Source organism: Acinetobacter sp. T_3_1 (assembly GCF_025377055.1).
GTDB classification, from domain to species: domain Bacteria; phylum Pseudomonadota; class Gammaproteobacteria; order Pseudomonadales; family Moraxellaceae; genus Acinetobacter; species Acinetobacter kookii.
Genome location: NZ_JACHVD010000004.1, coordinates 1 through 26,870, shown reverse-complemented (window position 1 = coordinate 26,870; position 26,870 = coordinate 1). Strand labels below are relative to the sequence as shown.

At 40.6% G+C, this 26,870-nt stretch carries 23 protein-coding genes, 1 tRNA gene and 2 pseudogenes; 8 read left to right on the top strand and 18 right to left on the bottom strand.

The features are described 5' to 3' along the window. Positions 1 to 22: 22 nt before the first annotated feature. The 4 genes from H4I94_RS06525 to H4I94_RS06510 all read left to right on the top strand — a co-directional run bounded on the left by H4I94_RS06525 (position 23) and on the right by H4I94_RS06510 (position 3,992). A complete protein-coding gene (locus H4I94_RS06525) occupies positions 23 to 1,030 on the top strand; it encodes a hypothetical protein (RefSeq protein WP_261182470.1) in 1,008 nt (335 codons plus the stop codon). A gap of 98 nt (positions 1,031 to 1,128) precedes the next feature. Then, the gene (locus tag H4I94_RS06520; RefSeq protein WP_174559657.1) at positions 1,129 to 1,362 is read left to right on the top strand and encodes a helix-turn-helix transcriptional regulator; all 234 of its coding nucleotides are present in this window, start codon (positions 1,129 to 1,131) and stop codon (positions 1,360 to 1,362) included. Positions 1,363 to 1,706: 344 nt separating this feature from the next. Next, positions 1,707 to 2,885, top strand: a complete 1,179-nt coding sequence (locus H4I94_RS06515) for an inovirus Gp2 family protein (RefSeq protein WP_261182469.1) — start codon at positions 1,707 to 1,709, stop codon at positions 2,883 to 2,885. A gap of 27 nt (positions 2,886 to 2,912) precedes the next feature. Next, entirely contained in the window at positions 2,913 to 3,992 is a 1,080-nt protein-coding gene (locus H4I94_RS06510; protein ID WP_261182468.1) for a hypothetical protein, read from the top strand. A 118-nt stretch (positions 3,993 to 4,110) separates the two neighbouring features. On the opposite strand, the pseudogene H4I94_RS16305 reads toward H4I94_RS06510, so the two are convergent. The 4 genes and pseudogenes from H4I94_RS16305 to H4I94_RS06495 all read right to left on the bottom strand — a co-directional run. After that, positions 4,111 to 4,238, bottom strand: a pseudogene (locus H4I94_RS16305) (type I restriction enzyme endonuclease domain-containing protein); the annotation flags it as partial. A gap of 71 nt (positions 4,239 to 4,309) precedes the next feature. Next, complete coding sequence (locus H4I94_RS06505; RefSeq protein WP_261182467.1) at positions 4,310 to 7,561, bottom strand: type I restriction endonuclease subunit R; 3,252 nt, start codon at positions 7,559 to 7,561, stop codon at positions 4,310 to 4,312. Then, positions 7,558 to 8,934: a restriction endonuclease subunit S gene (locus H4I94_RS06500; protein WP_261182466.1), complete on the bottom strand. Its 1,377-nt coding sequence runs from the start codon at positions 8,932 to 8,934 to the stop codon at positions 7,558 to 7,560. Before H4I94_RS06500 ends, H4I94_RS06505 begins: the two co-directional genes overlap by 4 nt. Next, on the bottom strand, positions 8,934 to 11,219 hold the full coding sequence (locus tag H4I94_RS06495) for a class I SAM-dependent DNA methyltransferase (protein WP_261182464.1): 2,286 nt from the start codon (positions 11,217 to 11,219) through the stop codon (positions 8,934 to 8,936). The genes H4I94_RS06500 and H4I94_RS06495 overlap by 1 nt, the downstream gene beginning before the upstream one ends. A gap of 300 nt (positions 11,220 to 11,519) precedes the next feature. On the opposite strand from H4I94_RS06495, the gene H4I94_RS06490 reads away from it, so the two are divergent. After that, on the top strand, positions 11,520 to 11,690 hold the full coding sequence (locus H4I94_RS06490) for a YhfG family protein (protein ID WP_000935322.1): 171 nt from the start codon (positions 11,520 to 11,522) through the stop codon (positions 11,688 to 11,690). 12 nt (positions 11,691 to 11,702) lie between these two features. Continuing rightward, complete coding sequence (locus tag H4I94_RS06485; RefSeq protein ID WP_261182460.1) at positions 11,703 to 12,299, top strand: putative adenosine monophosphate-protein transferase Fic; 597 nt, start codon at positions 11,703 to 11,705, stop codon at positions 12,297 to 12,299. A gap of 103 nt (positions 12,300 to 12,402) precedes the next feature. Here the strand turns inward: H4I94_RS06485 and H4I94_RS06480 are convergent. After that, positions 12,403 to 12,773: pseudogene (locus H4I94_RS06480) on the bottom strand (hypothetical protein); the annotation flags it as partial. A gap of 321 nt (positions 12,774 to 13,094) precedes the next feature. On the opposite strand from H4I94_RS06480, the gene H4I94_RS06475 reads away from it, so the two are divergent. Next, entirely contained in the window at positions 13,095 to 13,574 is a 480-nt protein-coding gene (locus H4I94_RS06475) for a spore coat U domain-containing protein (protein ID WP_005248088.1), read from the top strand. Here the strand turns inward: H4I94_RS06475 and H4I94_RS06470 are convergent. The 13 genes from H4I94_RS06470 to greB form a co-directional block, all read right to left on the bottom strand. Further along, complete coding sequence (locus tag H4I94_RS06470) at positions 13,571 to 14,533, bottom strand: spore coat protein U domain-containing protein (RefSeq protein ID WP_261182458.1); 963 nt, start codon at positions 14,531 to 14,533, stop codon at positions 13,571 to 13,573. The two genes, H4I94_RS06475 and H4I94_RS06470, sit on opposite strands and share 4 nt — an antisense overlap. Then, positions 14,524 to 16,890, bottom strand: coding sequence for a fimbria/pilus outer membrane usher protein (locus H4I94_RS06465; protein ID WP_261182456.1), 2,367 nt, complete (start codon positions 16,888 to 16,890; stop codon positions 14,524 to 14,526). The genes H4I94_RS06470 and H4I94_RS06465 overlap by 10 nt, the downstream gene beginning before the upstream one ends. Positions 16,891 to 16,899: 9 nt before the next feature. Next, positions 16,900 to 17,661, bottom strand: coding sequence for a molecular chaperone (locus H4I94_RS06460; protein ID WP_261182455.1), 762 nt, complete (start codon positions 17,659 to 17,661; stop codon positions 16,900 to 16,902). A 29-nt stretch (positions 17,662 to 17,690) separates the two neighbouring features. After that, positions 17,691 to 18,164 carry a spore coat U domain-containing protein gene (locus H4I94_RS06455; protein WP_261182452.1) on the bottom strand — a complete coding sequence of 158 codons (474 nt, stop codon included), beginning with the start codon at positions 18,162 to 18,164 and terminating at the stop codon, positions 17,691 to 17,693. Positions 18,165 to 18,614: 450 nt separating this feature from the next. Next, positions 18,615 to 19,499 carry a hydrolase or metal-binding protein gene (locus H4I94_RS06450; RefSeq protein ID WP_261182450.1) on the bottom strand — a complete coding sequence of 295 codons (885 nt, stop codon included), beginning with the start codon at positions 19,497 to 19,499 and terminating at the stop codon, positions 18,615 to 18,617. Positions 19,500 to 19,638: 139 nt separating this feature from the next. Next, positions 19,639 to 20,730: a YqaJ viral recombinase family protein gene (locus H4I94_RS06445; RefSeq protein WP_261182448.1), complete on the bottom strand. Its 1,092-nt coding sequence runs from the start codon at positions 20,728 to 20,730 to the stop codon at positions 19,639 to 19,641. 147 nt (positions 20,731 to 20,877) lie between these two features. Further along, entirely contained in the window at positions 20,878 to 21,915 is a 1,038-nt protein-coding gene (locus H4I94_RS06440) for a DUF932 domain-containing protein (protein WP_261182446.1), read from the bottom strand. Positions 21,916 to 22,026: 111 nt separating this feature from the next. Next, complete coding sequence (locus H4I94_RS06435; protein ID WP_178319491.1) at positions 22,027 to 22,326, bottom strand: hypothetical protein; 300 nt, start codon at positions 22,324 to 22,326, stop codon at positions 22,027 to 22,029. 112 nt (positions 22,327 to 22,438) lie between these two features. Next, entirely contained in the window at positions 22,439 to 22,819 is a 381-nt protein-coding gene (locus tag H4I94_RS06430; RefSeq protein WP_002058070.1) for a hypothetical protein, read from the bottom strand. Positions 22,820 to 22,830: 11 nt separating this feature from the next. Then, complete coding sequence (locus H4I94_RS06425) at positions 22,831 to 23,406, bottom strand: hypothetical protein (RefSeq protein WP_261182443.1); 576 nt, start codon at positions 23,404 to 23,406, stop codon at positions 22,831 to 22,833. An 18-nt stretch (positions 23,407 to 23,424) separates the two neighbouring features. Continuing rightward, positions 23,425 to 23,685, bottom strand: a complete 261-nt coding sequence (locus H4I94_RS06420; protein ID WP_104989395.1) for a hypothetical protein — start codon at positions 23,683 to 23,685, stop codon at positions 23,425 to 23,427. An 808-nt stretch (positions 23,686 to 24,493) separates the two neighbouring features. Then, positions 24,494 to 24,583: transfer RNA gene (locus H4I94_RS06415), tRNA-Ser, on the bottom strand. A gap of 90 nt (positions 24,584 to 24,673) precedes the next feature. Then, entirely contained in the window at positions 24,674 to 25,168 is a 495-nt protein-coding gene (gene greB, locus H4I94_RS06410; RefSeq protein ID WP_092818688.1) for a transcription elongation factor GreB, read from the bottom strand. Between the two features lie 364 nt (positions 25,169 to 25,532). Here greB and H4I94_RS06405 point away from each other — a divergent pair, with 364 nt between their 5' ends. Next, a complete protein-coding gene (locus tag H4I94_RS06405; RefSeq protein ID WP_261182440.1) occupies positions 25,533 to 26,642 on the top strand; it encodes a transglycosylase SLT domain-containing protein in 1,110 nt (369 codons plus the stop codon). Positions 26,643 to 26,870: the final 228 nt, after the last annotated feature.

Genomic DNA, 26,870 nt, shown 5'->3' with positions numbered 1-26,870 from the left:
AGGGGTTACTTAAGGAGTATTTATGCCAAGTTCTCAACTACAAGAACAAATACTGATAGTGAATGCACTAGAAAAATTTATTTTTGACAAAATCCGCTCGTCTCCATTTTTGAGTTTCCATAAATCTATCCTCATGGCATCTAATGAAGAAGATTTAAGGAAGGCAATATATACCTTGATTGATGAAGGTTATTTCCAAGAGTTGGAAGAAGATAAAATAAAAAGACTTTGTAACAAACCTGTTAAGGCATTTTTTCCAGATCAGGATGGGAATGATCAAGTTGCAAAGCTTGATTTCGAATATCGCCCCAAACATTATCATGAAGTACTTCAAGCTATTCGTAAATTTAGAGCTTCACTACAAGCTAATGCTTTAGAAAATATTCAAACTGAGCTTAAAGCCATTCGAACTGCTTATTCATCACATGCAGATTGCATGAATCAGAAAAATCTCCCCCCTATTTTAAGGGACTTTTTAGAACAAGGGGTCTCTAATTCCTTCAAAAAATATAATTTTCAACGCATACGCAAACAACCCTTTTACAACTTTGTGGAAAGTTATATTCAGAATTATAGAGGCCGAAAATTTAGTAGTTTAAAGGAAGTATACAAAGACTTAGATTTGAAAGTGACTGCAATAATTTCTCAATCTATCCAAGATGAGATCAATCATTTAGAAGATTTATTAAAAATTATGGTAAACAAACATAAAGAATGCTCAATATTCAACCATCGCAAAGCCATTATACCTTTATCTGTTGCTGAACAAATATCGTTACTTAAGCAAGGCAAACCTATTTCATCTACGTCATTCTATTCATTGCAGGACCTTACTGATTTTCAAGAACAGTTCGAATCGTTCAATGACTGGAAAGAGAATATTGAAAATAAAATTAACACTTTAAAAAGTGAACTAGTAACTTTTAATAATCCAGATGGCCCTTTTGAAAGAAGCAAGGCTTACCTAAATGAAAGGCCCGACCTAAAAGAAAAACTCAAGGAAAAATGCATAGTTAATAAAAAATCCTAGCATATCTTTATCATTTCCCCCGTTGACGAACTTTTGATGATCTCTAATGTTTTATTTTTTTCCTTGATTAGTCCAAAGCTAATCTATAAGGAGTAAAAATGAACACATCAATCAATCCAATCCAAATGCTTAGACTTCGTGAGCTTATCAAACTGATTGGTTTATCTCGGTCATCCATTTATGACCGACTAAACCCACGCTCGAAACGTTACGACCCTGACTTCCCCAAGCCAGTGAAGTTAAACCGGGCTTCACGCTGGTTAGTCAGCGAGGTTGAAGAGTGGATTAGAAATAAAATGTCCTGCCGAGATCGAGCCGATTCGGTGAGCTAATTCTGTACAAACAGTTTCTCAAAAACATGCACGATTCACGCAACTTTTGAGTTTAGCTCTTCGGATTAGCTTAAGGTTTGAATTACGGTATTTATATAATTTATATAATACTATCCAATGACTTATCTATATCTTTATAGAGTATGTAATTGGCTTAATATTCATATAAATAATAACTTGAATTTAACTACATAAATACAAGTACTAAATACCCTATTCCATAACCTCTTCTATCTAACCAAATTATATTCCCGCATGGACACTGCCTTAGCACAGTGTCCAAGGGAGAGCTTTACTTAATCGTTGTGTTTTTAAGTCAATTCCATTTAATTCAAGGCTTAGACATGACTAAACCCAAATTATCCAATACAGCTGGACTGTTTACGATGTTCGATCATGAGCTCCTAGAGCAAGCGAAATTTGATCATCAACACACCGTACTGAATCACGGTGAAAACCAGAGAGTTGCCATCCATCATCTAGACAATATCGTTATGCCGATATTGCAGAAAATTGAGTTTGTGCAAGCTGTTCTGAAGTGTAAAACCCCTATTGTTAAGATATTAACTGTAAAACAGCACGGTTTAACTGATCGTTTTTTTCGTAAATTTGCAAAACCGATTGAACCTTTAATGCAAAGTTTTTTTGAACTGCTTCATGCATACACACCTCCAGAGATAGAGCCTGGTGTGGCCTGTCTTGCATTTGATCATGCTCGGTCTCAACTTACTCAAGATGAATTCAATGAACTGGCAACTCAAGGCGTTGGATCTTCACATCATCTTGAAATTATTCAGCTGTTTGTTGATGACTTTCTACACTTTGTAGAATTGATTAAGTCGTATATGAATGATCCCAAAGTCAAAAAAAAAGTCCGTGACCAAAATAACCATTGCAAAAATATGAAAATGGTTTGCGTTGGATACATTCAACAATTGCTGGAAGTCTACTCTAGGTTATTGGTCGTTCGAATGGATTTATCCCTTATGCGAGATCAACAGACTTTACTGAAAAATGCTTATAGCCTGAAAGAAATTCGCTCCAAGCATGATCTGGCTTATATCAAAGCATGTACTCAAAAGCTGCTGAATAACAAACGGAATAATCCAGTCATGAAAATGCTTGTGGGTTATATCTTTCGCTTCGAATACACCGTCCGTACTGGGTTTCATGTGCACTGCTACTTTCTGTTCAACGGGAATAAAAATTTAGAAGATATTACCCTCGCTCAAGGCATGGGCAAATTGTGGAACAAAGTTACACAGGGCCAAGGCACTAGCTATATCTGCAATATGAGAAAGGAATCTTATCGTCACTGTGCAATTGGCATGGTTCATTATGCAGATACTGAAAAACTGGGGTATCTGTATAAAACCTTTGATTACATTTGCAAAACCTCACAGCTGTTTGATTTTAGCAATATGAAAGGTGCACGAGGCTTCCAACTCGGCGAAGTTCCAGAAAACACATCAAATGCTGGTCGTCCACGTAAATATGCTCAGCAACTCAATTTAAATTTTTAAATCATGCTTATGATATGGGAGACACTCATGCCAATCCATGCCCGTGATATTTTAACTGCCCAAGAACAATTTGATTCTCTGGAAATGCTGAATCATGTGACCAAAGCTGGAAATCGAGGATTTACAAATTATCCACCGCATATACAGCCAGTTGCACTTTCAATGTATAACACCATGGCAAAAAAAATACGTTCAGCAAAGAACCTAAAAATATTTACGCATCAACCCACTGGGATGCCAACTGGGTTTCCTGATTTATACCTCACCAAGTTGGGGCAATTAGTGATACCAGTTATACACGATTACACCTTTAATCCCTTTGTGAATGGACGCTTTAGGAATATGACGGTCAATCCTTTGATCAAGCTCATGGCTGAAACCTTGACTGCACACCAACTTTCCAGTGGTCAGTTTATAAATCGTGAATACTATGAAAAAGCTGTAGATATCTGTTTTTCAGACTTTAAGGTTCGATGTGGTACGCGAAACAGCACCACCATATTTAACTCTTGGCGAGCCATGTATGTAAAATCTCAGGGTGATATCAATCGATTCATCGATATAATGATTGATGAATCTCCAAGGTTCGAAGTTCACTCCATTGTTGTCCAATTGAAAACAGCTTCAGGGAAAATGCCTCAATTCGGTGATGAACAATTCAAAGGTCAAACGGAAAATGAAATGTTGGCTGATCTTGTAGAGCCAATCATAAAAGCGGTCTGGCTGAACAAAGATTCAAATGATGTGATTGGCATCCTGTCTAAAAATGAGATCGATATTATCGGTGATATAAGTAAAAGACTGATTTTCTTTGTAAAAAAAGAATACACAGATATGGATAATTGGACTGATACAGAGTTATTCCAAACTGTTCATCCCTTTTTAGAAAATACAATTACTCACAGTATTTCTTATGGTGACGTGCCATCAATGAATGCTGGTGTAGCTCCAATGTTCCAAGGGCAGCATTTAAACTTTTACGACATCAATCAGTCTGGCATTGCTCCAAGGTTAAATCGTTTAAAGGCACATCTTTACGGTACTGACTATTGGATGCGTGTAGATGGGGATAGAGCTACTGTGCGAATTGAACACCAATACGGTTGATATAGGCTAAACGAATCCAACGAGCTAGATGCTCGTTGGATTTATGTTCTCTAGCTAACCCATTAATGTGTTATTCAATATAATTTATTACTAAGTTGTTTTAATATCGAATTATTAGTTAAGCACTCGTCCAAGCATTTGACAAGGTCTCAGCCTGCTTCATCACCAACTCAATTGCTTCGGCTGATTTATCAGGTGGATACTTCCAGCGCTGCAAAGTAGGACGACTAATATCTTCAGCTGAGCATGTTATCGGCAGTGTAAAAATGCCCCCCCTAACGGCATTTAAAAACTGACCCCCTTGGTTAATATAGCGGTCATTTTGCACTGCTCAACATATCAAAAATCACCCGTGCAAATATGCTGGCTTTCGCCGGATCAGACAGCAACTGCATCATCTGTTCCTGATGTGCGGCACTACTGCCAAGAATGGCATCATCCATCGCTTTCGGGAAATCACCCAGCATGGCTTGTTCACGGGTATTGTTGGCAATCTGCTTCATCACAATCTCATTTTCCGCCAGCTTGTCACGTACCGTATAGGCATAGTTCAGCATGTCTTTATCGGTTAGGTTATCAGTGATAAAGACATCATTCAGACGCTCAATGATCTGTGACAGGAACTCTTCTTTCTTATCGCGTGGCTTGGCTGCACCGAGGTCATTGCCGGGTTCTAGCTTAAAATCTTCGGCATCTTCTTTCAGCTTGATGTCTTGCTGACGGATCTTGGACAAGCGGTAATGGCTCATACTGACATTACTTAGATCTACCTCATCGTCTTTCGTTGCGGTTTCACGCAGCAATGGACGCAGGTTACGCGCATACAGACTAAGTTTTTCCAGTTCTTTGTCATCGTAGTCCACGATCTGTGACATAAACTCGTAGAAACGGGTAAAACTGCCCAAGTCTTTTTTAAAGATTTCCAGCTTGTCTTTTTCAAGCTTGGCCTCTTTAAAGGCATTGTCGGCATTGGCAATCAGCACCGCATCATTGGTTTTCTTGCAGCGTTCCAGCATGTCTCGGGTGGTGTTATAGGCTTCGATGGCCTGACTATAACGTTTCTGCCAGCGTTCAACCGCCGGTTTGCAGATATTACTGATCGCAGCATTGGATTTGTTCTTGGTAAAGAAGGCTTGTACAAACTGCTCGACTTCCGTCCACAGAAAAATCTTGGTAGCTTTCAGCTTTTCAAACAGGTCAAAGATCTGATCCGGATTCGATACATCAGCCAGTTCTGCGGTTTGAAAGTAAGGCTGGAAGGCCGCAAGAATGTCTTCAGGATCGTTAAAGAAGTCCAAGACAAAGGTGCCAGATTCCGCCTTACCTGGATAGGTGCGGTTCAGGCGTGATAAGGTCTGTACGCATTCCACACCGCCAAGTTTCTTGTCCACGTACATGGCACACAGTTTCGGTTGGTCAAAGCCAGTCTGGAACTTGTTGGCCACCAGCATCACCTGATAGTCATCACTATCAAAGGCCTTGCGCATTTCCCGTCCTTTTAGCCCCGGGTTCATGTTGCGTTCATTAAAGGTCTGCCCGACTAAACCACTGCTGTCGGTATCCTTGTCATTAAACTCAACCTCACCCGAGAATGCGACCATAGCCTGAATGGACTTATAGCCCTGATCCGTCACGTATTTATCAAAAGCGAGCTTGTAACGCACCGCTTCTTTACGTGAACTGGTCACCACCATGGCTTTGGCCTGTCCACCCAATAAGCCCATCACGTTATTTTTGAAATGCTCGACAATGACTTTCACTTTCTGAGAAATGTTGTGGTCATGCAGGCGCACCCACTGATTCAGTCTGATCTTGGCTTTTTTGGCATCGACCTGTTTGTCGGCTTCTTCAATTTTTTGTTTGAGCTTATACACCACTTTATAGTTGGTATAGTTTTTCAGCACATCCAGAATAAAGCCTTCTTCAATGGCTTGGCGCATGGAGTAGACATGAAAAGCTTCTGGCTTGTTTTGCTTGGATGGCGGTAGCTCAGGATTGGGTACACGGCCAAACAGTTGCAGGGTTTTGTCTTTCGGTGTCGCGGTAAAGGCATAGTAACTGAGGTTCTTACTGCCCTTACGTGCTGCAACCACGGCATCCAGAATATCTTCCGAAGACAATTCAGCATCCTCTTCGCGCCCTTCCAGCATCAACACTTCTTTCAGTTGTCGTGCCGTAGAGCCGCTTTGTGAAGAATGCGCTTCATCGGCAATCACCGCATAACGTCGCTGTTTCAGATTGGTACTGTTTTCAATCGCACGCAGCACAAAGGGGAAAGTCTGGATGGTCACAATGATAATCGGCTGTGAGGTTTCCAGTGCCTTGGCCAGTTTTTCCGATTTGGAGCCATCACCCTCTTTGTTATTGATGCGTCCGACCACGCCATCGGCATGTTCAAACTGGTAGATGGTGTCCTGTAGCTGGGCATCCAGAATGGTACGGTCAGTGACCACAATCACTGAATCAAACAGTTTCTGATTGTGTTGATCGTACAGGGTCGACAGCTGATGTGCTGTCCAGGCAATCGAGTTGGACTTGCCTGAACCTGCACTGTGCTGAATCAGATATTTCTGTCCAGTGCCCTCCTCTAAGGCGGCATTGATCAGTTTGGTGACCACATTCCACTGGTGGTAACGTGGGAAGATCAGCAGTTCTTTTTTGTACTTGCGGCCTTCCCAGTCTTCTTTTTCTTCAATTTGCAGATGGACAAAACGTGCAATGATATTCAGCAAATTGTCCGGTGTGAGAACTTCATTCCACAGATAGGCGGTGGCGTACTGATTCTGGTCTTCTGGCACATCATTGCCTGCGCCACCGTCATGTGTGCCTTTATTGAATGGCAGGAAGAAAGTATCTTCTCCAGCCAGCTGGGTCGCCATATAGACTTCGTACTGACTCACGGCAAAGTGTACCAATGCGCCACGCTTAAACATTAGCAACGGTTCAGGCTTGTTGGTTTCTGGATCTTTCGGCAAGCGGGTGCGTTTGTACTGCAACATGGCATTCTGCACCGCCTGTTTAAACTCGGACTTGAGTTCCAGTGTCGCCACCGGAAAGCCGTTGATAAACAGGACTAGATCAATCCGCCATTTCTTGGCCTGTTTGCCCATGTCCTGTAACTCGGCAGCGGTGGCATAGGGGCTATAGACCAATTCTGGCACAATGCGGCAGATGTTCTTTTTGTAATTGGCTAAGGTATCGGGATTCAGCGCATGTTCTGGTTTAAACTGACACAGGAAAAAACGGGCACTGCGGGTTTTCACTCCGTGACGCAACACACCTAAAGTACCATAGCTACGTGACTGTTCATCAGTGGCATTGATGTCGGCTTTCTTCAGCTGCGCAACCACGGCTTCTAGAAAATGCCGTTCGGTATCCTGCGGAAAGATGCGCTGAAACTTTTGCCAGTCCTGGCTTTGCGTCTGCTGTACAAAGTCCAAAACGTCCCGCTCATACAAGGCAGTTCCACGGTTGTAGCCTTGTGGCGTACCGAGTTGCCAGCCCTGTGCCAGCATTTGGGAAATAATGTCGTTCTGGAAAATGCTTTCACGGGTGGCGTCTAGACTCATGCGCTTAACTCCGTGTCTGCCTCAGCAAGCGTTGGAGCTTGCCAATTACGAACATCAATTTTACCAGTGACAGCGGCCGAGATGAGTGCGGTTCGGCGTTCTTGCATTAATTTGATAGCAGAATTTGCACTTTGAATCAGACCATCATATTTAAATTGGCTAGATTCTATATGCTTAACAATCGCAACTTGTTCACATCTAGGGGGAACAGTCACCATCATATTTTTCACTTCATCCAAATAGATATTCTTTTGTGTATTGGACTTGCCCATCGCTGCATATAAGTAAGGATTAGATACATAATGATACAAGTAGTTGATATCTAATTTGATATTACAAAAAGGAATAAAGCCATCATGGACACAGACTTTTATTCTATTAATAAATGCTTTACCTATAGTAGCTGATGCCGTGATTATTAAATTATTTGGATAAACTCTTGCACTTTTGGTACTTCCTAATTGTGAAAGTCTTAACTTTGACTCATCTAAATACTTATCACATTTAGTTGCATCAGAAATATTCAAATAAGCCCATTCCCCTTCCTCATCAAAGTATTCTGGAGCATCAACAGGTCTTAATATCGCACCTCTAGTGATATCAGCAATATATTTTGCCTGTACAATATCCCAATGCTCCGGCACTTCCCCTAACCATTCCACACCCGAATCTTTCATCGGGACATTTGGGTCGAGTCCTTTGGTCACGGCATGGCTAATTACTGCCTGGCGTTTTTCTTTAAGCAGTTCAATCAGTTGTTTTTGTTTTTCAATCAGGCGGTCGATTTTGGTGGTTTCATGGTCGAGGAAGTTGGCTATATTTTGTTTTTCTGCTTTTGATGGTAGCCAAATATTGGCAGCTCTTAACATAGCTTGAGTGATGCTAAAAACTTTAACCCCTTTTACAGCAAGTTGAATTTGTGATCGAAATTCCTGAGAATCAAATAAGTAAGCATAAAAACGGCTAACCGATTGGTCTTGAGGTCTTGCAATAATCGTGTGGTAACCGGCAAATACTTTTTCATCATTCACCAAATGAGTAAAATTCCCTGAACCCTTTAAATCTTCAGAAGTATCAGCAAAGACAAAATCACCTTTTTGCAGTAGAGCGTTAGGTGATGTTTTTAAATAGCTTTCTTCTACGCATTTTAAATGATGTTTTAAAGGATCTACTGCAAAACTATATTTAGAATGCACTTCTCCGTAGCTCACACATGGAGTCCCTTCATCCACGAGATTTTCTTTAGTGATGGTCAGGCCTTTACCAAAAGAAAATAAGTACCGTAATTTATTCATAGTCCAATGACTCGGAAGCGCGCCCAACCACTCAACCCCTGAATCTTTATACTCCGCATAAGCCTGATACTTTGCCATTATGAATGCACCTCTTGGAGTAGCTGCATAATCTCGGCACTGACCGCATCCAGATCCGCATCAATCTCGGCTAAATCGCGTGGCGGTTCATACACGTAAAAATGACGGTTAAACGGAATTTCATAACCCACGATGCCAATCTCGCCATCCTTTTCATCGCGCTTGTCGGCATTGATCCAGGCATCGGCCACATGTGGCTGCACTTCACGTTTAAAATACTCTTCAATCAGCTCTGTGGTACTGACCTTTGGATTCAGTGCGATATTCTCGGCATCACGCAAATCTCCATCCTGTACAAACTCCACCACTTTGCCTTGATAGCTGAACTGGCCATACAGTGGGTTTTCCGCCTGTTTCACGACCTTGTTTATCACTGGTTCTGCTTCGGGATTCTTCCAGGTAATAGCATCTAACAGTTGTTTCTTCTCTTTGGCATCCAGCTTGATGTCGGTTTGCTTGAGGGCTTTTTTCAGCACTTCATCAAACTGGTTAAAGTCATCAAACTGCTCAGTGCCAATCACGGCCTGTAAGGCTTGGGCTTTTTCCATCAAGGCTTTCTGGAACAGCCAGATTTTGCTGTCCAGTACCTCTTTAATGTCTTTTTCTTTTAGCTCAGGGAACTCGGCTTTAATCAGGGCACGCACCTCAAGCGCCACATCCTGCAACTGACCATAAGTTTCTACTGTCCACGCTGTACCAAAGGCTGTGCCCAATTGCGCATCTATACTTTTCATCACAGCATTAAACGGTTTCGGCGCAAAACGTAATGCAGCAATCGCGCTATCCGTGATCTGTGCCGATAAACGTAATGGACGTTCAATGGTCACGCGACGGTAACCAAATTCATGACTGTCAAAGATTTTGCTGGCAAATGGTTTTTGCTGTTCAGTTTCGCCATCCTGCGCCAAGGTGTCTACCGCGACAAAGTCACCGTAATTTTGGGTAATGGTGGCAATTTCATTTTCAGTCAGATAATTACGTTTTGAACCCAGCGACTTACGCATTTTGGTACTGAGGTTTGAGGCATTAATAAGCTGTACCTTGCCTTTACGTTCAGCGGCTTTTTTATTGCTGAGTACCCAGATATAGGTGGCAATCCCGGTGTTGTAGAACATGTCGTTGGGTAAGGCAATGATTGCTTCAAGCAAGTCAGCTTCTAAAATGTAGCGACGGATCTCGCTTTCACCACTGCCCGCACTACCGGTAAATAAAGGTGAACCATTCAGGATAATCCCGATGCGGCTACCACTTTCAGTACTGCTGGCATCACGCATCTTGCTGATCAGGTGCATCAGGAATAATAATGAACCATCCGATACCCGTGGCAAGCCTGCACCGAAACGGCCATCAAAGCCTTTTTGTTCATGCTCGTCCTTGATGTCCTGTTCGATCTTTTTCCAGTCCACGCCAAAGGGTGGATTCGACAGCATGTAGTCAAACTGATCCGCAGCAAGCTGGTCATTCGACAGCGTATTGCCGAGTTTAATCCGGCTCACATCCTGCCCTTTAATCAGCATGTCGGCTTTACAGATAGCGTAGGATTCCGGATTCAGTTCCTGGCCAAAGGCACGCATCACGGCATTCGGGTTCAGCTCATGCAGATATTCCATGCCTGAAGACAGGAAGCCACCCGTCCCGGCTGTCGGGTCGTAAATTGTACGGATAATGCCGTCTTTAGTCAGGACGTCATCATCTTCCATAAACACCAGTGCCGTGGTCAAACGTACAATGTCACGCGGGGTAAAGTGTTCCCCAGCCGTTTCATTAGAACCTTCGGCAAAACGACGGATCAGTTCTTCAAACACCAAGCCCATGTCATGGTTGGATACGCTCTTTGGACTCAGATCCGTGGTAGCAAACTTTTGCACGACTTTATACAAAAGGTTGGCATCATCGAGTAAGCCTGCAAATTCGATGAAGTTAAAGTATTCAAAAATCTCACGGGCATCTTTAGAGAAACTTTGCACATAGGTGCTCAAGTTGGCCTTGATATCACTCTGCCCCATTTTGCTGAGATCCATTGGGGAGGTATTAAAGAAGGCTAGACCGTTGGTGGCACGCAGCAATAACTTTTCTTGAGCTTCTTCTGGCAGATTCAGCTTGGAGACTTTTTCATGTTCTGCCAGTACCGCAGCCTTGCTTTCTTCCAGTACACATTCCAGACGACGTAACAAGGTAAATGGCAGAATGATGCGGCCATATTGCGATTGTTTGAAGTCACCACGCAGTAGGTCGGCAACCGACCAGATGAAAGAAGCGATTTGAGAAAAGTTATTGTTGGTCATAGTGGTGAATCAATTCCTGAATTCTTATCTGTGATCAGTATCTGGCGACACTTCGGTTGCTAGAGATAATACTGATAATTTTTTAACTGTTGGATAATATTATATTATTTAAAAGCAGATTGTTGATTATTCATTTATTCCATGACAGTTAAGCGACAAATTTTGTCGTCTGGTTTCAGATTTTTCTCATAGAAGGTTCATCCACCATAACGCTACAACCCTGCTTTTGAAAGCCGTGCCTATTTGTAAGCCCATCTGCTAAACTAGGCTTACATTACCTTTGTTCAAGGAAATTCCGAAATGCTAAACACTCTCGAACAGAAAAAAAAATATATCCAAGCTACGCGCTTGCAGAATTATCAAGCCAGTTTAAAGCTGGAAGGCATTAACCCGTCCTCAACCGCACCGGCATTAAGTAAAGCTCAGATTCTACAGAAATATAAGAAATTCTCACAGACCTCGGAATCGTGATCAGGTTTCCTTATGGATAAATATGGTGAAATGGGTGACAGCATTTACTGTTACCCCGACTCGGACGTCCTCAAAAACAAACTGAACATTCAGGATGCTGAAATTCTGCAACAGGCAGAACTGGAGTTGACTGAGTATGCCAGCACACGCATTGAGTATGCGGAGCCACCTTACGATCTCAAATACCTGCAATCCATTCACTTTCAGCTCTTTTCAGACCTGTATGCCTGGGCAGGTGAACTAAGACAAGTGGATATTGCCAAAGGCGATACCCGCTTTTGTACCTTCCCACGTATTGAAATTGAAGCCAATAAGCTCTTCAAGCAACTTGAGCAGCAGAACTATTTTCAAGGTTTAGCAAAACCAGCACTTATCCAAAAAATCGCTGATTTTTATTGTGAACTTAATTTCATTCACCCTTTCAGAGAAGGCAATGGACGCACTCAGCGTATTTTCTTTGAGCATTTACTCGCCCACTGCGGCTATGGCGTACAATGGGATAAAATTGACAATAAAGAAGTTTGGATTCAGGCCAATATTGATGGATTCAACTGCCGGCTAGATGGACTGATCGCTATTTTTGAAGCCTGCCTTATCACTCCTGAATAACAAAAAAATTAAGGGAGCCAAAGCTCCCTTCAATTAGTGACTAGCCAACTTGTTCAGAATCCATTAATTGACTTACCAAGCTGACTAGATAATTCAACTGTGCTCAATTCACAGCTCTGACACTCTGCTGCAACCCCTGCTGAATATCCTGCACCAACCCTTCATGCGAAGCTTGTTGCTTTACCATAAAGCTTTGCTCTTGTTCAGGATAGTATTCCTCCAGTACATCTAACCCTTCCTCTATATCCGTTTCAAACCGTGCATCGGCAAAACCCTGCCTTGCCGTAAAGTCCAAAGCCTCCTGATAAAACCCCGCCTGCTTGCTCTGTTCATCAATTTGCTTCGCCTGAATAATCGCATCATTCAGGCTAATGCCCTCCTGTAAAGTAAGACACACCTAGTAAACAGTTTGATGAAACTCTGTACGGTGGACGTTCCTCTGAGCATCACTTGCATCAATAGGCACGAGAGTAGATCAATTTGATTCAAATTCAAAATGAAGCTATCTCGTATGTTGAAAAAAAAATTATAGTTTTAGAATCTTTTATTTTCAGGGGAGATTACCCAAGCAGTCTAACTATTAACTTAAGTTGAATATTCTTTTGGTTAAAAAAACTATAATATTTCGTTGAAACTTTAAAACGGATATAAGTGTTACTTTTCTGAATTGAACTAATCTATTCAACAAAGTTAACGCTTTAAAATTATCTCATTGTTATAGAAGAATTGCGGGAATTGTATTATTCTAGGTATGAAAAATACTTGTTGAATATTAAAGTGTTGGGGATATAAATTATGAAAAAATTAAAATACTCTTTAGGTTTCATGATCTTACTATCTTCAATTGCCTACACCCAGATAAATGATAATTCTTCAACCAACTTCAAAGTGCAACTCACTGTAACAGAACGTTGTGAAATTCAAAGCAGTCAGTCTCAAGAAATTGATTTTGGATCTATTCAGAGATCTACCAATAATGTTACTAGCTCAGGTAATTTAAATATTAGTTGTACTCAAGATACACCTTACTCAATAGCTTTACATAGTGATAAGGTATTGAAAAACACTCAAGACAGCTCTATACAGATTCCTTATCAACTCTATCAGGATGCTGGCTTCAAAACTGTTTGGGGGAATTCATCAGAAGCAGTTTACTCAAATACGGGAACAGGCACTGACCAAGCTTTTAAAATTTGGGCAAAAATTAATGATGGTGCGACAAATGTTCCAGCGGGTGTTTATAGCGATAACGTAATAGCGACTATAACCTATTAATAAGTGAGTGTAATAGTAATCGTGTCATGATAGCTGCCTGCACTTTTAATTGATTGTACTGGTACGCTTCCATAGACTGGAATAAATTCTGGATTATTATTACCACTACCCTTTCTTAAAGTAAATTGATCCCACTTCTGAGCTCTTCCACTATCTAAATATAAATCATAATTAATATAATCACGGCCATTAAACATACGTCTTTGGCTACCCGAGGCATATCTCCCATTATTTAAGCTGACATTCCATGATACCCGGTTTGGACACTGCAATGAAATTTGCCCACTCGTACGTAGCTCAGTTGATAAATTACTGATTTGTCCAAAGTCTAAATCACTAGCTGAGAGTAAAACACATGCATTTTCATAATCAGCCAATACAGTCATATTAGCAGAATGACTTAAACGAGAAGTTAAGACATTATTATCAGTAGGTTGAGTATTACCTCGAGCAAATGCATATAAAATTTCTGTTGATAAAGTTAAGGATCTATAAGTTCCTGCAAAAGTATTTTGGTTAGGGTATAAATATCCATATATTGGAATAGTACCTCTCACTTCTTGTCCCGAAGTCGCCCTATAATCATAACAACCGGATGTATTGAGCTGATTTCTAATTACATTATTGTAACCAGCATCATAAAAAAGGTTATATGACAGACTGCTGAATAAATTATAGATGTAGCGTCTTGTTTCATTAAAAAACCAACTATCTGCTGTCAAACATACTCTAAAGTTTGTTGGTGCATTATTTTCCGGATCACACACCACTTCAACTGTAGTAAAAGCTCGCCCTCCTCCAATATTAACTTCGCCGAAATTCAAAGTAGTGGGTGATGAGATTCTACATTTAGCTGCTTGAGTTTCACCTGCCAGCATTACACCTAAAAAGAGACTGGATATAAAAGTGAAATTTTTAATTGATAAATAATAATGCATTGGTTTTTTTATTATTCGCATATCAATTCTCCTAAATCAATAATACCTTTTTGGTCACTTAAGTCTTTTATTTCAAAGCTACAAATCTGATCATTTTGCTTTAAATAGAATTTATTTGCTTTAGGATTCTCAATATAAATCATGCCATCATGTGCAACTATAGTAAGAGGTCCGGTATCTTCTAAATTAAAATCTTCGGTAGCCCAAACATTAGTTCCGGCTTTTATGAAATTTCCATTTGCTTGTTTAATGACTGCTTGAATGGCTAATATTTGAGAAATAGGAAACTCAAGGAATACTCCACTCGCATATCTTGGAACAGCATTCTTGACTGTGGTTTCAATATGATAATCTGGAGGTAATTCTAATGGATCAATTGTAATACGGTTATTTTGATATGGGTTTAGGGAAGTAACCACTAACTCCCCATTTTTATTCGTTTTTCCTACATATCTATTTTCTAATTTAACGGGAATATCAGAAATTTGCGAGGTTGAAATTAAGGCAAAAGAATCAAAAGAACGCTGCATTGGAAAAAAACTTTGATTCATCATCAATACACTACCACTTAATGCACTATTGGCTATCCGAGATGAAATGTTTTTTGATTTGACTTCCTGAAAACCAATGTTCCACTCACCATAATCATGCATTTGAGCAATCTGAGCCTGAATATTTTGTGTATCTCTAGCCGTGTCTGCTTGAAGCTGCCAGCCCCATCCTCCAACATCACGTGAAATAGCCTGACGTGCGTTTAAGGATAGTTTTTCCTGTTCTTGATCTTGCTGATAAGAAAAATTCACAGTACGCTTCTTTTCTAGCGGAATATTTAGACTCAAGTAATATCTTGTATCTTCTTGAGTTAAGTCATGATTTGCACTTAGATTAAGATAATAGTTATTAGGAAACGAATAGGACCAGTTGAATGTTATAAACTCATTCGATGAAGCTGGAGAATATTCTTGATATATATAACTTGTGCCAAATTGACCTAATCTATTATTAAAGCCTAGAAAAACCTGATCAGATCTTTTAGGAAAATTAGAACTATTGAGGCCTGCAATATCATAATACTGACCAGACTGACGGGTTGTATTATAAAAGAAATTCAAATATTGAGAATTCCAACTATACCCCAACTGGTAAAGAGTCTCGTTAGAATGCCTATAGTCGCTGAATGAGTAAGCAGCATTAAGCATACCAGCCCGCCCCCCTAATCTTTGAATTACTCCTCCACCTATTAAATAAAGATCAGGGGCAAATTCTATATGGCTTTCTATAGTTAAATCTTTTGTTAAACCATAACGATAACTTGCATTCCCCACAAGATCATCATCATATTTGAAAGACTGTTCACCGTAAGCTAAACGTGTTTGGCCTAAACTAAAAGACCAATCACTTAATTTATCCTTCAAAAGCTGATTAGTGCCATATAAAGAAAAATTTAAAATTCGTTGTTGTCCATTTATATCCGTAACAATAACTTGAGCCTGTCCTGTTCCAGTAATAATCGGAACAGTTTCTATTTCAAATTGCCCGGGTACAACTTGTTGACTTGTCTGCTTTAACCCATTAATAAATAGATCAACAGTAGAAGGTAAGCTTACTTCACCTTTGAATGATTCTAATGGGGTAGTGATTTGATAAGGTTGGAGAGAAAAATTTTTAGAAAAACTTACTCCGCCCAGACGCGTAGATCTAGACCAGGCTAATGATTTAGATTGCACATCGCCAATTCTTATTGTTAACATTTTTTCAGGAAAATCACGTTGCCAATAGGTATCCAACACCAAAGCATTCAACTCAGAATTTTGATTTGTATGCGTATAGCTATAGTTGGAGGACACACTTAAAATCCCCCCCTCACCTAACCCAAACAAGCGAAATTCGTTAGTTCCATTAAGACTAAAATAGTCTTCCGAATATTGGCTATAAAAATCATAATTCAATAAAACTCCCGGCCTATCCTGAACCGGATCTAGTTTTGCGGGTTCAATAATATTATAAGCTGTATACTGAGAAATTTTATTTAGAGCTCTAATATCAACATTAAAATATATTTTTTGATTTAAACTATCATAATTATAGTCTATAAAAGGTATATCTTCTAAAAGATAATATTCAGCTGAGCTAGCATTTATATTAGTAGGTAAATTTAGTTTAAGTTGTTGTAGGGTATCTTTAAATACGAAAAGCTGATCATCTTTTTGAAGAAATCGCCCCAGAACATTAGGATCAGATTGATTCAAAATAACATCTAAAAATAACTCTTGCTGAATGGGCGAGTTAAAATCAGGAATATTTATTTGATTGGCCTCTACTTCCTGTGTAGATAGGATTCCCAACAAAATTAAATGACAATAATTACCTTTCATCATCATAAAAAGTTATTTATTTTTAATAGGTAATACTTGTTCTTTAATATCGGAATTAATAACAGCCTGAAATTTTCCTAACCCATTATCAGGTAATTTTTGAGGAAGTGTCCATGACATAGTTTGACCTGCTAAAACATATCCCATTAAGCCGGGAATCAAGGGTGTTTTTTTCCCGTTTGCTGCTACATAGTTAAGCTGGCTTATACGTATATAAGAATTAGAGAGATTTTTTGCTGAAAACTGCCCTTGCGTATATTTAAATTGAATACTATCAAGTGCAGTTACTCCATTATTAATCTTAGAAGTCTGAGAACTCTTATAGAATACAGGAATTGAATATTGCAAAAGTATATTAAGGCCAGAATTATTTTGTTGCTGAGAGTTATCTGGTAATTCATCCACTAGAAGACGAAAAGCTTGCTCTTGGGAGATATTTACACTGGCAGGCTTGATTAATCGAACTAACTGTCTTTGGCCAGGCTTAATTTCAGTAATAAGCGGACTAGCAATTAAATCTTTTGTTGGGATTAGGGTTTCTTGGCTCTTTAGTTGAGACCATTGTTGTACACGCACTTGAGCACGTATATTGGTCGAACCTGTATTTGTAAGCCAAAATTCTTTCGCTTTATCGCTAGGTGTGAACTCTACCAAAATTGGGGATACTTGCAAACTAGCTGCTTGAGCCAAAGAAAAGGAGGAGACTAAGAAAGCCGAAAAAGTCAAAGTATGAAAAAATTTTACATACAATACTTTTTTAAGAACAGTTTTCAATAGCCCCTTCTCCTTGTTATAAAACCAAATTAGTAAAGAATTTTAGCAGTTACAGTGTCAGTATAAACACCAGCCTTAACGTTGGTGTTTCCTTTTAGTTTTGCATACACAGTAAGACTATCTACTCCGCCTGTACCTGTTTTTACTAAAGCAGCATCCTCTGTATCACCCCAAATTTTTTGAGTACCAGCATCTTGGAATAAATCATAGTTGATAAACGATGTACTATCATTAGCATGAGTCATTTTTCGTTGACTATCCAGTACAACTTTATAAGGAGTACCAATTGTACAAGTTGCCGTTAATGTACCTGTTTGCAACTTATTAGCATCAGTAGAGCGATCCAAACTTCCAAAATCGATATCTGTAGCTGAGTTAAATTCACATGACTCATTAATCGTTAACTTTACTTCAAAAGTCTGAGTAGGAGCTGTTGCTGCTTGAGCTACAGAAGTACCTAAAATGGCTGAAAGAAGAACAGAAACGTATGTAATTTTACTCATGAGAATAACCCTATATATTAAGTTGTACTTCACTTGAAAAATTTAATGAAGTTTTAGAATACAGTAGACGACAGAATATACGCTCATTTAATGGACAAGTACATAATTTTTTATAATAAATTAAGTACTTTACCATAAATAAACACAACCAAAAAGTTGGATTTAAAACGAACTCCTTCTATCTTCTTGCAAAAAAAGAGTGATGAAAACCACAATCAGGCATCATATTGTGATTTTTTAGCAATGATATAAAATTATTCAAAATATGTAAACATGATTAAAACCATAAAAAAAATCGAGAAAAACGATTTTGATTTTGTACATTAGAAATGCTTATTAAAGTATTGAGAGGACATATCATCAGTCAAGCAAAATCATGAATGAAATAAAGTCACGAATAAACAATTTTTTAACCCTCTCAATACTATCTAAGATTTAACCCTTTTCGATTTAATTCAAAGCCGTCACTGATCCTTTCAATCCCTGTTGAATATCAAATGCAGTCTGAGTCTCTTCGATCTGCTGGCCTCCGACAGGCTGATAAAACTCCTCAACCACATCCAAACCGTCTTCCATATCGACCTCCATCCGTCCATTCCCAAAACCCTTCCTTGCGATAAAGTCTAGAGCTTCCTGATAAAACCCTACCTGCTTACTCTGCTCATCCATTTGCTGCGCCTGAATAATCGCTTCATTCAAGCTAATCCCCTCCCTTAAAGTTAGATCCACGTAATACACAGGCTGACGATAGCTTTGGGTGGTGCTTTTCCCACGCAAGGTGAGCTGCAATGGTAAACACGACAACAAACCACCTGATGCTGCATGGTAGTAATTCAAACGTGCAGCCAAAGTGCGAATGCTGTTAAAGCCTGTAGTTCTGAAAATAAAAGTCCCAAACTCATCGGCTTCACCTAAATTGACATGCAGGCGTCCATAAGGCTTGCAATGCCCGCCTTGTCCAAGTGGGCATAAGTCGGGGGATGGGCACGGTTGTTGCTCTACACCATGTGATGTCATGCGTTGGCAGGTCTGACCATTCCCCACACAAATCGGTCGACCTGTCTGTCGGTCAAATAAACTATATTCAGCTCGAAGATTGAGTTCAGGATCATTGAAGATCATCCGCACAGGGATGCTACGCAGCTTTTGATTCGGTGCCTGACTACGTAATTGCTCATCCAAGGGGTGTTTAATCCAACCGTCCTTACCTTGTATTTGACTGGTAATGGTGAACTGGTCGTCTTTCTCAGGTAGACGCTTGCCATTCTTTTCTATTACACGACCAATACTGATCCGTCCCAAGATGGGTGGTGTGATTGCTAAACCTTTAATCATATTGAAATTCCTCTGTCGTTGAGATGTTTAGAAGTGTTGCACTGTTTGCTTAAAATAAAATCGGCATAAAAAAATCCCATGCAGGGCTGTATGGGATTTCAGTTTGTTTCTTGCTGAGTGATTAACTCTAAGTTTTGAGCTAATCGTGATAAATGTTGAAACGACGACTGCCTGCTTTCTGCAGTGGGTATTGTTGGGTGAGTTCAGGTTGGTGCTGAAGTAAAGATTTGATGTCCAGGCTAATACTATCCTTGCTCTTCTTCCATGTCACTGAACCTTGCTGAAATACAGCACGTTCATGTTCCTGCATCAGTGCCTGAACACGGTGTTTGAGTAGGTCAAACTGGCTTTGATGCTGTTCAACCTGCTTCTTTTCTTCAATCAGCTGATCAAACAGTTCATTAGCAAGTTCCACCTCCGTTAGATCAACACAGCTGAGTGGGGTATGTTCAGGATAGAGCTGCTGTAAAGCTTTGGCTGCCGATTCACTGGCATCCACTGCTGGCGGAACGTCATTTTCAACACATTCCCAAAATAATCGTTCTGCCTGAATGATCTGTTCAATCAAAGCTTCATTACGACTGACTTTGTAAATTTTGGTTTCCTGTCCACATAGCAACACACAAATATGTGCCGCGTGCTTACCTGTCACCGCCAGTTGATGTTGTACCTGACACAACACGTATAACGGCACACCATCTCGCCACAGTTTGGCACCATATTCCCCTGCGGTTTTACATTCTAGGATTTGCACGTCTTCATTGCCCACAACGGCATAATCCAAGTTCGCCAACATAAAGGCTTTGTCAGGATCAGGGTGCTGTAACACCGCATTGACCCGACGGACTTTATTGTTGGTGTGCATGCTGTAGTATTCTGCGACCAAGGGTTCCAATTGCTTACCCCAATATAAAGGTGCATATCCTGAGCTTTCATCATCAATATTCTGCTGTACCCGTCCTGTTTTAATCAGCCACAGTTCCAGCATCGACATATAAGGATTCAAGCCACAGGCGGCTGCGGCATCACTGCTGCCTATTCCCTGCTTACGCACTTCCAGCCATGCCTGATAGTCCAGTTGTTTGGTGTTGATCAGACGTTTGGCATTTAAACTACGTTTTGAAGGGCTTGGTTGTGGATGTAGCCGTCCTGAATCAACGACAGCAATTGAATTGGTTGTAGTTAAAGTGCTGTGCTGCACTGTTGGTGTTGTGGTCATGTTTGGGTTCATGTGATGTTCCTCATCTCAATACGTTCTAAAAAACGGCATAAAAAAAGCCACATCCAAAGATGTGGCAAAGAGGGATCGTTGATTAGGAGGACACTTGATCGTGCTGATCACATGCCCTGATGATAAAATCTCAAGATTAAATCAAGCTTAAACAGCCAAGTGTAAAGCTTGTTCCAATCCACGTTGTTTCAATGCTGCCCCTGCACCAAACCAAGCAGAGTCAAGGCGGTGATCGGTACTCATCGCACGACGTTCATGGTCGACAAATTCTGTGATCGCGCAAAGTAATCCATAGGCGGTGTCTTTGGCTGAAGATAAGTCTGCTCCACGTCCCTGCCCATTAAACATATTCATGACTTTGGTCATGGCACGTCCATTCGGTTCAGTTTTATTGGGTTGTGGATTGGCTTGAGACGCGACATTACGGTAGTACTGAATAATGTTATCCTCCTGTTCCATCGCACTTAGGCTATTGTTGTTAAATACCGCATCAAAATAAGCTGCTGCTTCTTTCTGAGTGACTTTACGTTGGGTGAGTTGTTTCATTTCATACATATGGTCGTACCATGTTTTCACTGAAATACCGAGTTGATCTTTGACTTTTTCGGCATCAAACTTAGTACTGTGCGGTACTTTGACCACGCCTGCATTGGAACTCTGCCCTCGTAAGGCAATCGCTAAGGTGTTATTGCACACCACACGGATATTGGTGAATTGTGCGGTGGTGGCTAAAGTACCATCACATGCGGTTGCTAGCAGAATATAGCCATTGCTGACATCCCCACCTTTCAATTCTGCAGTTTGTCCTGTACGTGCCAAAGCCCAGAACTTTTTCCCACCTTTTAGGACACCTGCGGTTTCCAGTTCAAAGCCTGATTGCTCAGTCAGATCACGGTAGAACTCCAGAATTTCCATCGGTTGGACTTCTTGATAACGCTGACTCACCACCGATAAAGGAGCATGCGTATCTGAACGGTACAGTACCCGTTGTTCTTCATACGGCATGATGATGCTTTGTCCACGTGAGTTTTGAGCCATGTAGCTGACATTGGATGATTCAATGCGCCAGTCCATACCTGCTTGCTTGGCCCAGACTTCAATCGGTTGGTTTTGGCTAAGTTGATTGCCCAGACCATGCCACGGGGTTTGTCCGACATACGCCATGTTTTCAAGTTGATGTGCCATTTTGATTATTCCTCAAATAAAAGTGAAAGATGTAAAGATGCAGAAATGTGCTGTAAGGGTTTAAACAATCCATCTATTCAAAGATGTAACCGTGTAAAGTCAGAGATGCGATTACGGCATCCATGCAAACGCTTGTTGGCAATCCAAACAGAGATACTGCTCGGCATTGCTGTAGTATTTTTCAAAGGCATACTGACTCACCACCACCAGTACACCACCCACCACTACCCCAACGGCTGCACCGAAGAGTGGTGAAAAGCCTGATTTTCGTGCAACTTGCATCCCCAACATCGCCATCTGTGTTGGTGAGATACAACGTTGTAGTTGCTCAAAATAATTGGCATGCGTATTGCCTGAGTCGGTTTGTCTGACATGCGTAGACTGACAGTAGGGACATCGAATAAAAGACATGGGTATTCCTTGCGAAATGAATTCAGTGCAAAGCGCTGGATGAAGGGCATAAAAAAACCGTGCCCATTGAGGACACGGTTTGATTTAAATTTTGCTTTGTCGAGGAGAGTCGCTATTGAAAGCTATAGCTTGCAGTGCCTTTATCTGTTTCGACATCAACCTGCACCACATTACTGTAGCTACAGTCTGTTAATTTTAGTCTTAAACGTTGCCCCATCTTAAAATGCTGCGGATATTCCAATGATCGACGATAGCCTTCATAACGACATTGTCCATGATTGACAGAAACATGGCTGACATCGATAGGCTCTGCAATATTGGAACGGATGGTCAATACCGTAGCGGATTGATTTTGGGCATACCAGTTACTGGTATCAATTACATCGAGTTCGACCGTAAACGTGTTTGGATCAAGACCTGCATTACAGCCACTCAACATAATGCCTGTCGTTGTAGTCACTGCGAAGAGTAAGGGTTTTAAAAGTTGCTTCATCAAGTTCATCCTTAGCAGTAGTTATAGCTCACGCCATAATCGCCTGTATTTAAATCAATGTTGGCCAAATGGATTTCACAGTCTGTGCCGTTATCAAATTTATAGACGTAGTAGCGATTACCCGCTTGTTCCGACTCCAGTGCGCCATGTTCTTGCAAGCTAAAGTCTTGCACTGATTTGCCTGTATCTTTTGCGGCTTTGGCAAAGATATAGCGCTGATACTTGTCTATATTGTCCTGCTCAAATTCAGGCAGTTCATCATAAGGCAGCATCGACAGTAAGGTATCCACAGCCTTAAGGTTTTGATCAAACTCAAAACTCAGTAGCTCAGGCTCATGATCTGATGGACTCAGACTTTTGCTTCCCGTGGTCAATTCTTTGACATCGATCCCATCCACTTCTGCTGCTGCAATCTCAGTGGATACTGCCTCTGAACTGGCGGATTCTAAAAGTTGTGCAGAGCTGACCTTACTGGCTTGAACCGTTTTTTCAGTTGCGTATTTAGGACTAAAGAAGTAGAAGCCTGCGATGCTGATCAAGGTCAGGGCTAAGATTGCCGCCAAGCCCAATATGGTTTTTTGGGTCATTTGAATGTTCCCCCTCATTTAGTTGGGCACAGTGACTTGACCATTCTGCGCATTAAAGTGAACAAAGCGTGGACAACCACCTTGAAAGTTCACCGTGAAATTACGCCAACCACGGTTGCCAGGATTGGTTTTATAAAGACATTGATAAACCCCACCGCCTGTATGACGTGCTTGAATAAGGTAGGATTCACTGGCTTGTGCAAACCAGCCTGCCTGCGCCAATGATGCGCCTGCAAGTAGTGATGAAATCAGGGTCGTTTTTAGGAAGGTTTTAAACATCATCATTTTCTCTTTTTTATAGGCATCACTGGTCTTGGTCTTAATCAGACACAGTGTTCCCCATGTCATAAATGTTGGAATGAATATCTATGTTTTTTTGAAGTGTTATAGACGATAAAGCACACAAATCTATGCCCCTCAAAACAGCATGAGAGATTCATCTTCATATCGGTAATATGTACTTAAAAAAGTTTTATTCTTAGAAAGTGATCGACACAGCAACGCATGAAATACAGAGCATCAGGTCACATTACCCCTGTGGTGTAGATTGGGCACACACATAAAAAAAAGAGAAATATAAAAGACAGTCTTGATGTAAGCACATGGCGTACTCCTTAGGTATAAAGAAGTTTCACCAAATCACTGCTAAATGATGGTGGCGAAACAGAAGACGGGTTAGCAGACTGATACCTAAGAAATCAGCACGTCCGAAGACGTCCCCCCTCCCGTTCCGCCGCAGAGGGGGTACGTAGGGATACCCACCAAAAAGTTAGACTTTTTAGTGTACTTAGGTAAATGGGTCTGCTAAAACCCGCTGACGATGTAGGTCAGCAGGTTAAGGATAATCTGCACGCTGTAGAGCGTCAAGCAAGCTAAGTAAATGGGGAGTGAAAATATTTATAATTAAAAAATGCTTGAATAAGAATATAGTTAGATTTAAATACAGCTTATTAAACTATATTCCTTAATCTTCCAAATACTACCAAAAGAAATCAATCCAATCCAAAATTTGATGAGGGGTAGGTTGAGGGGTAAAACTACAGACAAGAAATAAGCCCTTGTAAAAACAAGGGCTTATTTAGATATTTGGCGGAAGCGGTGAGATTCGAACTCACGGAGGACTCACACCCTCGTCGGTTTTCAAGACCGGTGCATTAAACCGCTCTGCCACGCTTCCAATGGCGGCTATAATATAAATAAAATTCTCACTTGGCAAATACTTTTCTATATTTTTCTTACCAACCGCTTAAAATAAAAACAAAACTTGTTAATCTGCTGAATTTTCAGGCTTTTCATAGCGAATTTCATTCACATACCACAGTTTTTCACCCAATGGAGTGGATACTTTTACTTCATCATCTACCTGCTTGCCCAATAACGCGCGCGCCATAGGCGAATCAATGGAAATATGCTGTGGATGATGATCATAAATTTCATCCACACCGACGATACGCAAGGTTTTTTGCTCCCCTTCATCATTTTCAATATTCACCCAGGCACCAAAATAAACCTTGCCTTCTTGCTCAGGGGAAAAATCAATAATGCGCAGCTCTTCCAGGCGTTTACCCAGATAACGGACCCGACGGTCAATCTTGCGTAATAGCTGTTTATTGTACTGATAATCAGCATTTTCCGAACGATCGCCAAGACTGGCTGCCCAGTTCACTTTTTTGGTAATTTCTGGTCGTTCTTCGTGCCATAAATGTTGTAATTCTGCGACTAGTTTGTCATGTCCAGCACGTGTAATTAAGTTAGATTTCATGATAATTTTTGAAGTTATGCTTACATTTTGCTTACAAGAATGGTCTATTCTATCCCCTATTTACACACAACTAAAGTTTATAAAATTAATTCTTCAATAAAATTAATTTGTTATGTTACATATTTCCAAAAAGTTTCGTACAAAATTTGACAAGTATATTTTTCACCCTTATTATTCGCGCATGTTTTTAAATCGTTTATTTTTTAATCTATGTAGAAATTCTACATGATTCTCCCTTTAATCCTATGTCATTTTGAATGACGTCATGACTGCCCAACCCTTATTGAATTTATCAAACTAGTAAAAGTCTGAGGCCTGTTTGCCTTTGCTTTTTAGGGCATAAATTACTTGTAGCGGAGACAACATGCACAGTAGTTCAACTTCTGGGGCGAGGCTTTGCCTTAACTCATTAACTTCTTCTCTCTCGTTAAAAATTCTTGCATTTAGCACCGTGTTATTTCCGTTTCATAGTATTAATGCAAGTAAGTCGTTTCAGTATGATTCTGTGGTCAATGGCAAACAGCTTACCGTTGTTTCCGTTGAAAATTCGACCACCGTATTTAAAGATGGCGCGCACCAGCATGGTTTTGGCTATGACCTGGCGCGTAACTATGCCAACAGCTTAAATGTCAAGCTGGTATTTAAAACCGTACCGGATAATGCCACGGCACTGAAATGGGTTTCACAAGGTAAAGCCAACTTTGCCATGACCACTGCAAATGTCAGTGAAATTGAACAAAAGCGTTTAACTTCTTTTTCAGCAACCTGTGGTGATATCAGCAGCTTGCAACAAAATGGCTTGAATACCAAACTCAACTGGGTATTTAAACATGCAAATGATCCTCTTGCCCAAACTGCAAGTGGCTTTGTCTGTAAGGGTAAACAGTCTGGTGCAATTCGCCAATTGGCATCGTTCTATAATCAGAATGTGGTACAAGAACATTCATGGGATAGTATCCAGCGTGATTTAAATCAACGTATGCCGATTTATAAAGCCAGCTTTAAGAATACCGCTGCTAAATATGATTTAGATTGGCATTTACTGGCAGCAATCGGTTATCAGGAATCGTATTTAAAACCGAATTCTGTTTCCCCTACCGGTGTTCGCGGTTTAATGATGCTGACCAACAGCACAGCCAAAGCCATGGGGGTCAGTAACCGAACCGATCCGACCCAAAGTATTGAAGGTGGCGCGAAATATTACGACCAGATGCTAACTCGATTCTCAGATGTCCCTTTCCCGGACCGTAACTGGTATGCGCTGGTAGCTTATAATATGGGACCGGGTGCAGTCGACCAGATTCAAAAGCGTATTCGTGCCCAAGGTAAAAATCCGAACAACTGGGTTAACCTGTATAGTTATCTAGAGCGTAACAAGGCCAGCAATGGCCGTTACCGCCAAGCGGTACAGTATGTCACCCGTATCCGTGCCTATCTGGAACATATTAAAACTTCTGAGCTAGTGAATATTTAATCTCTCTTAATATTCTCCAGATACGAAAAAGCTTACCCCAGGGTCACTGCTGTCCCATAGTTTGCTTTAAATAAAAAAACCTGAGTCCTAACAGTTAAAATATGAGTGCAAACAAACACTTTAACGACCAGGATTCAGGTTTTGTCACATCAGAATACCGTATTTCATGAGCTAATTAAACCTGTTGTGCGACAGGATTTTGAACAACTTGCTAAAGTACACCATGTT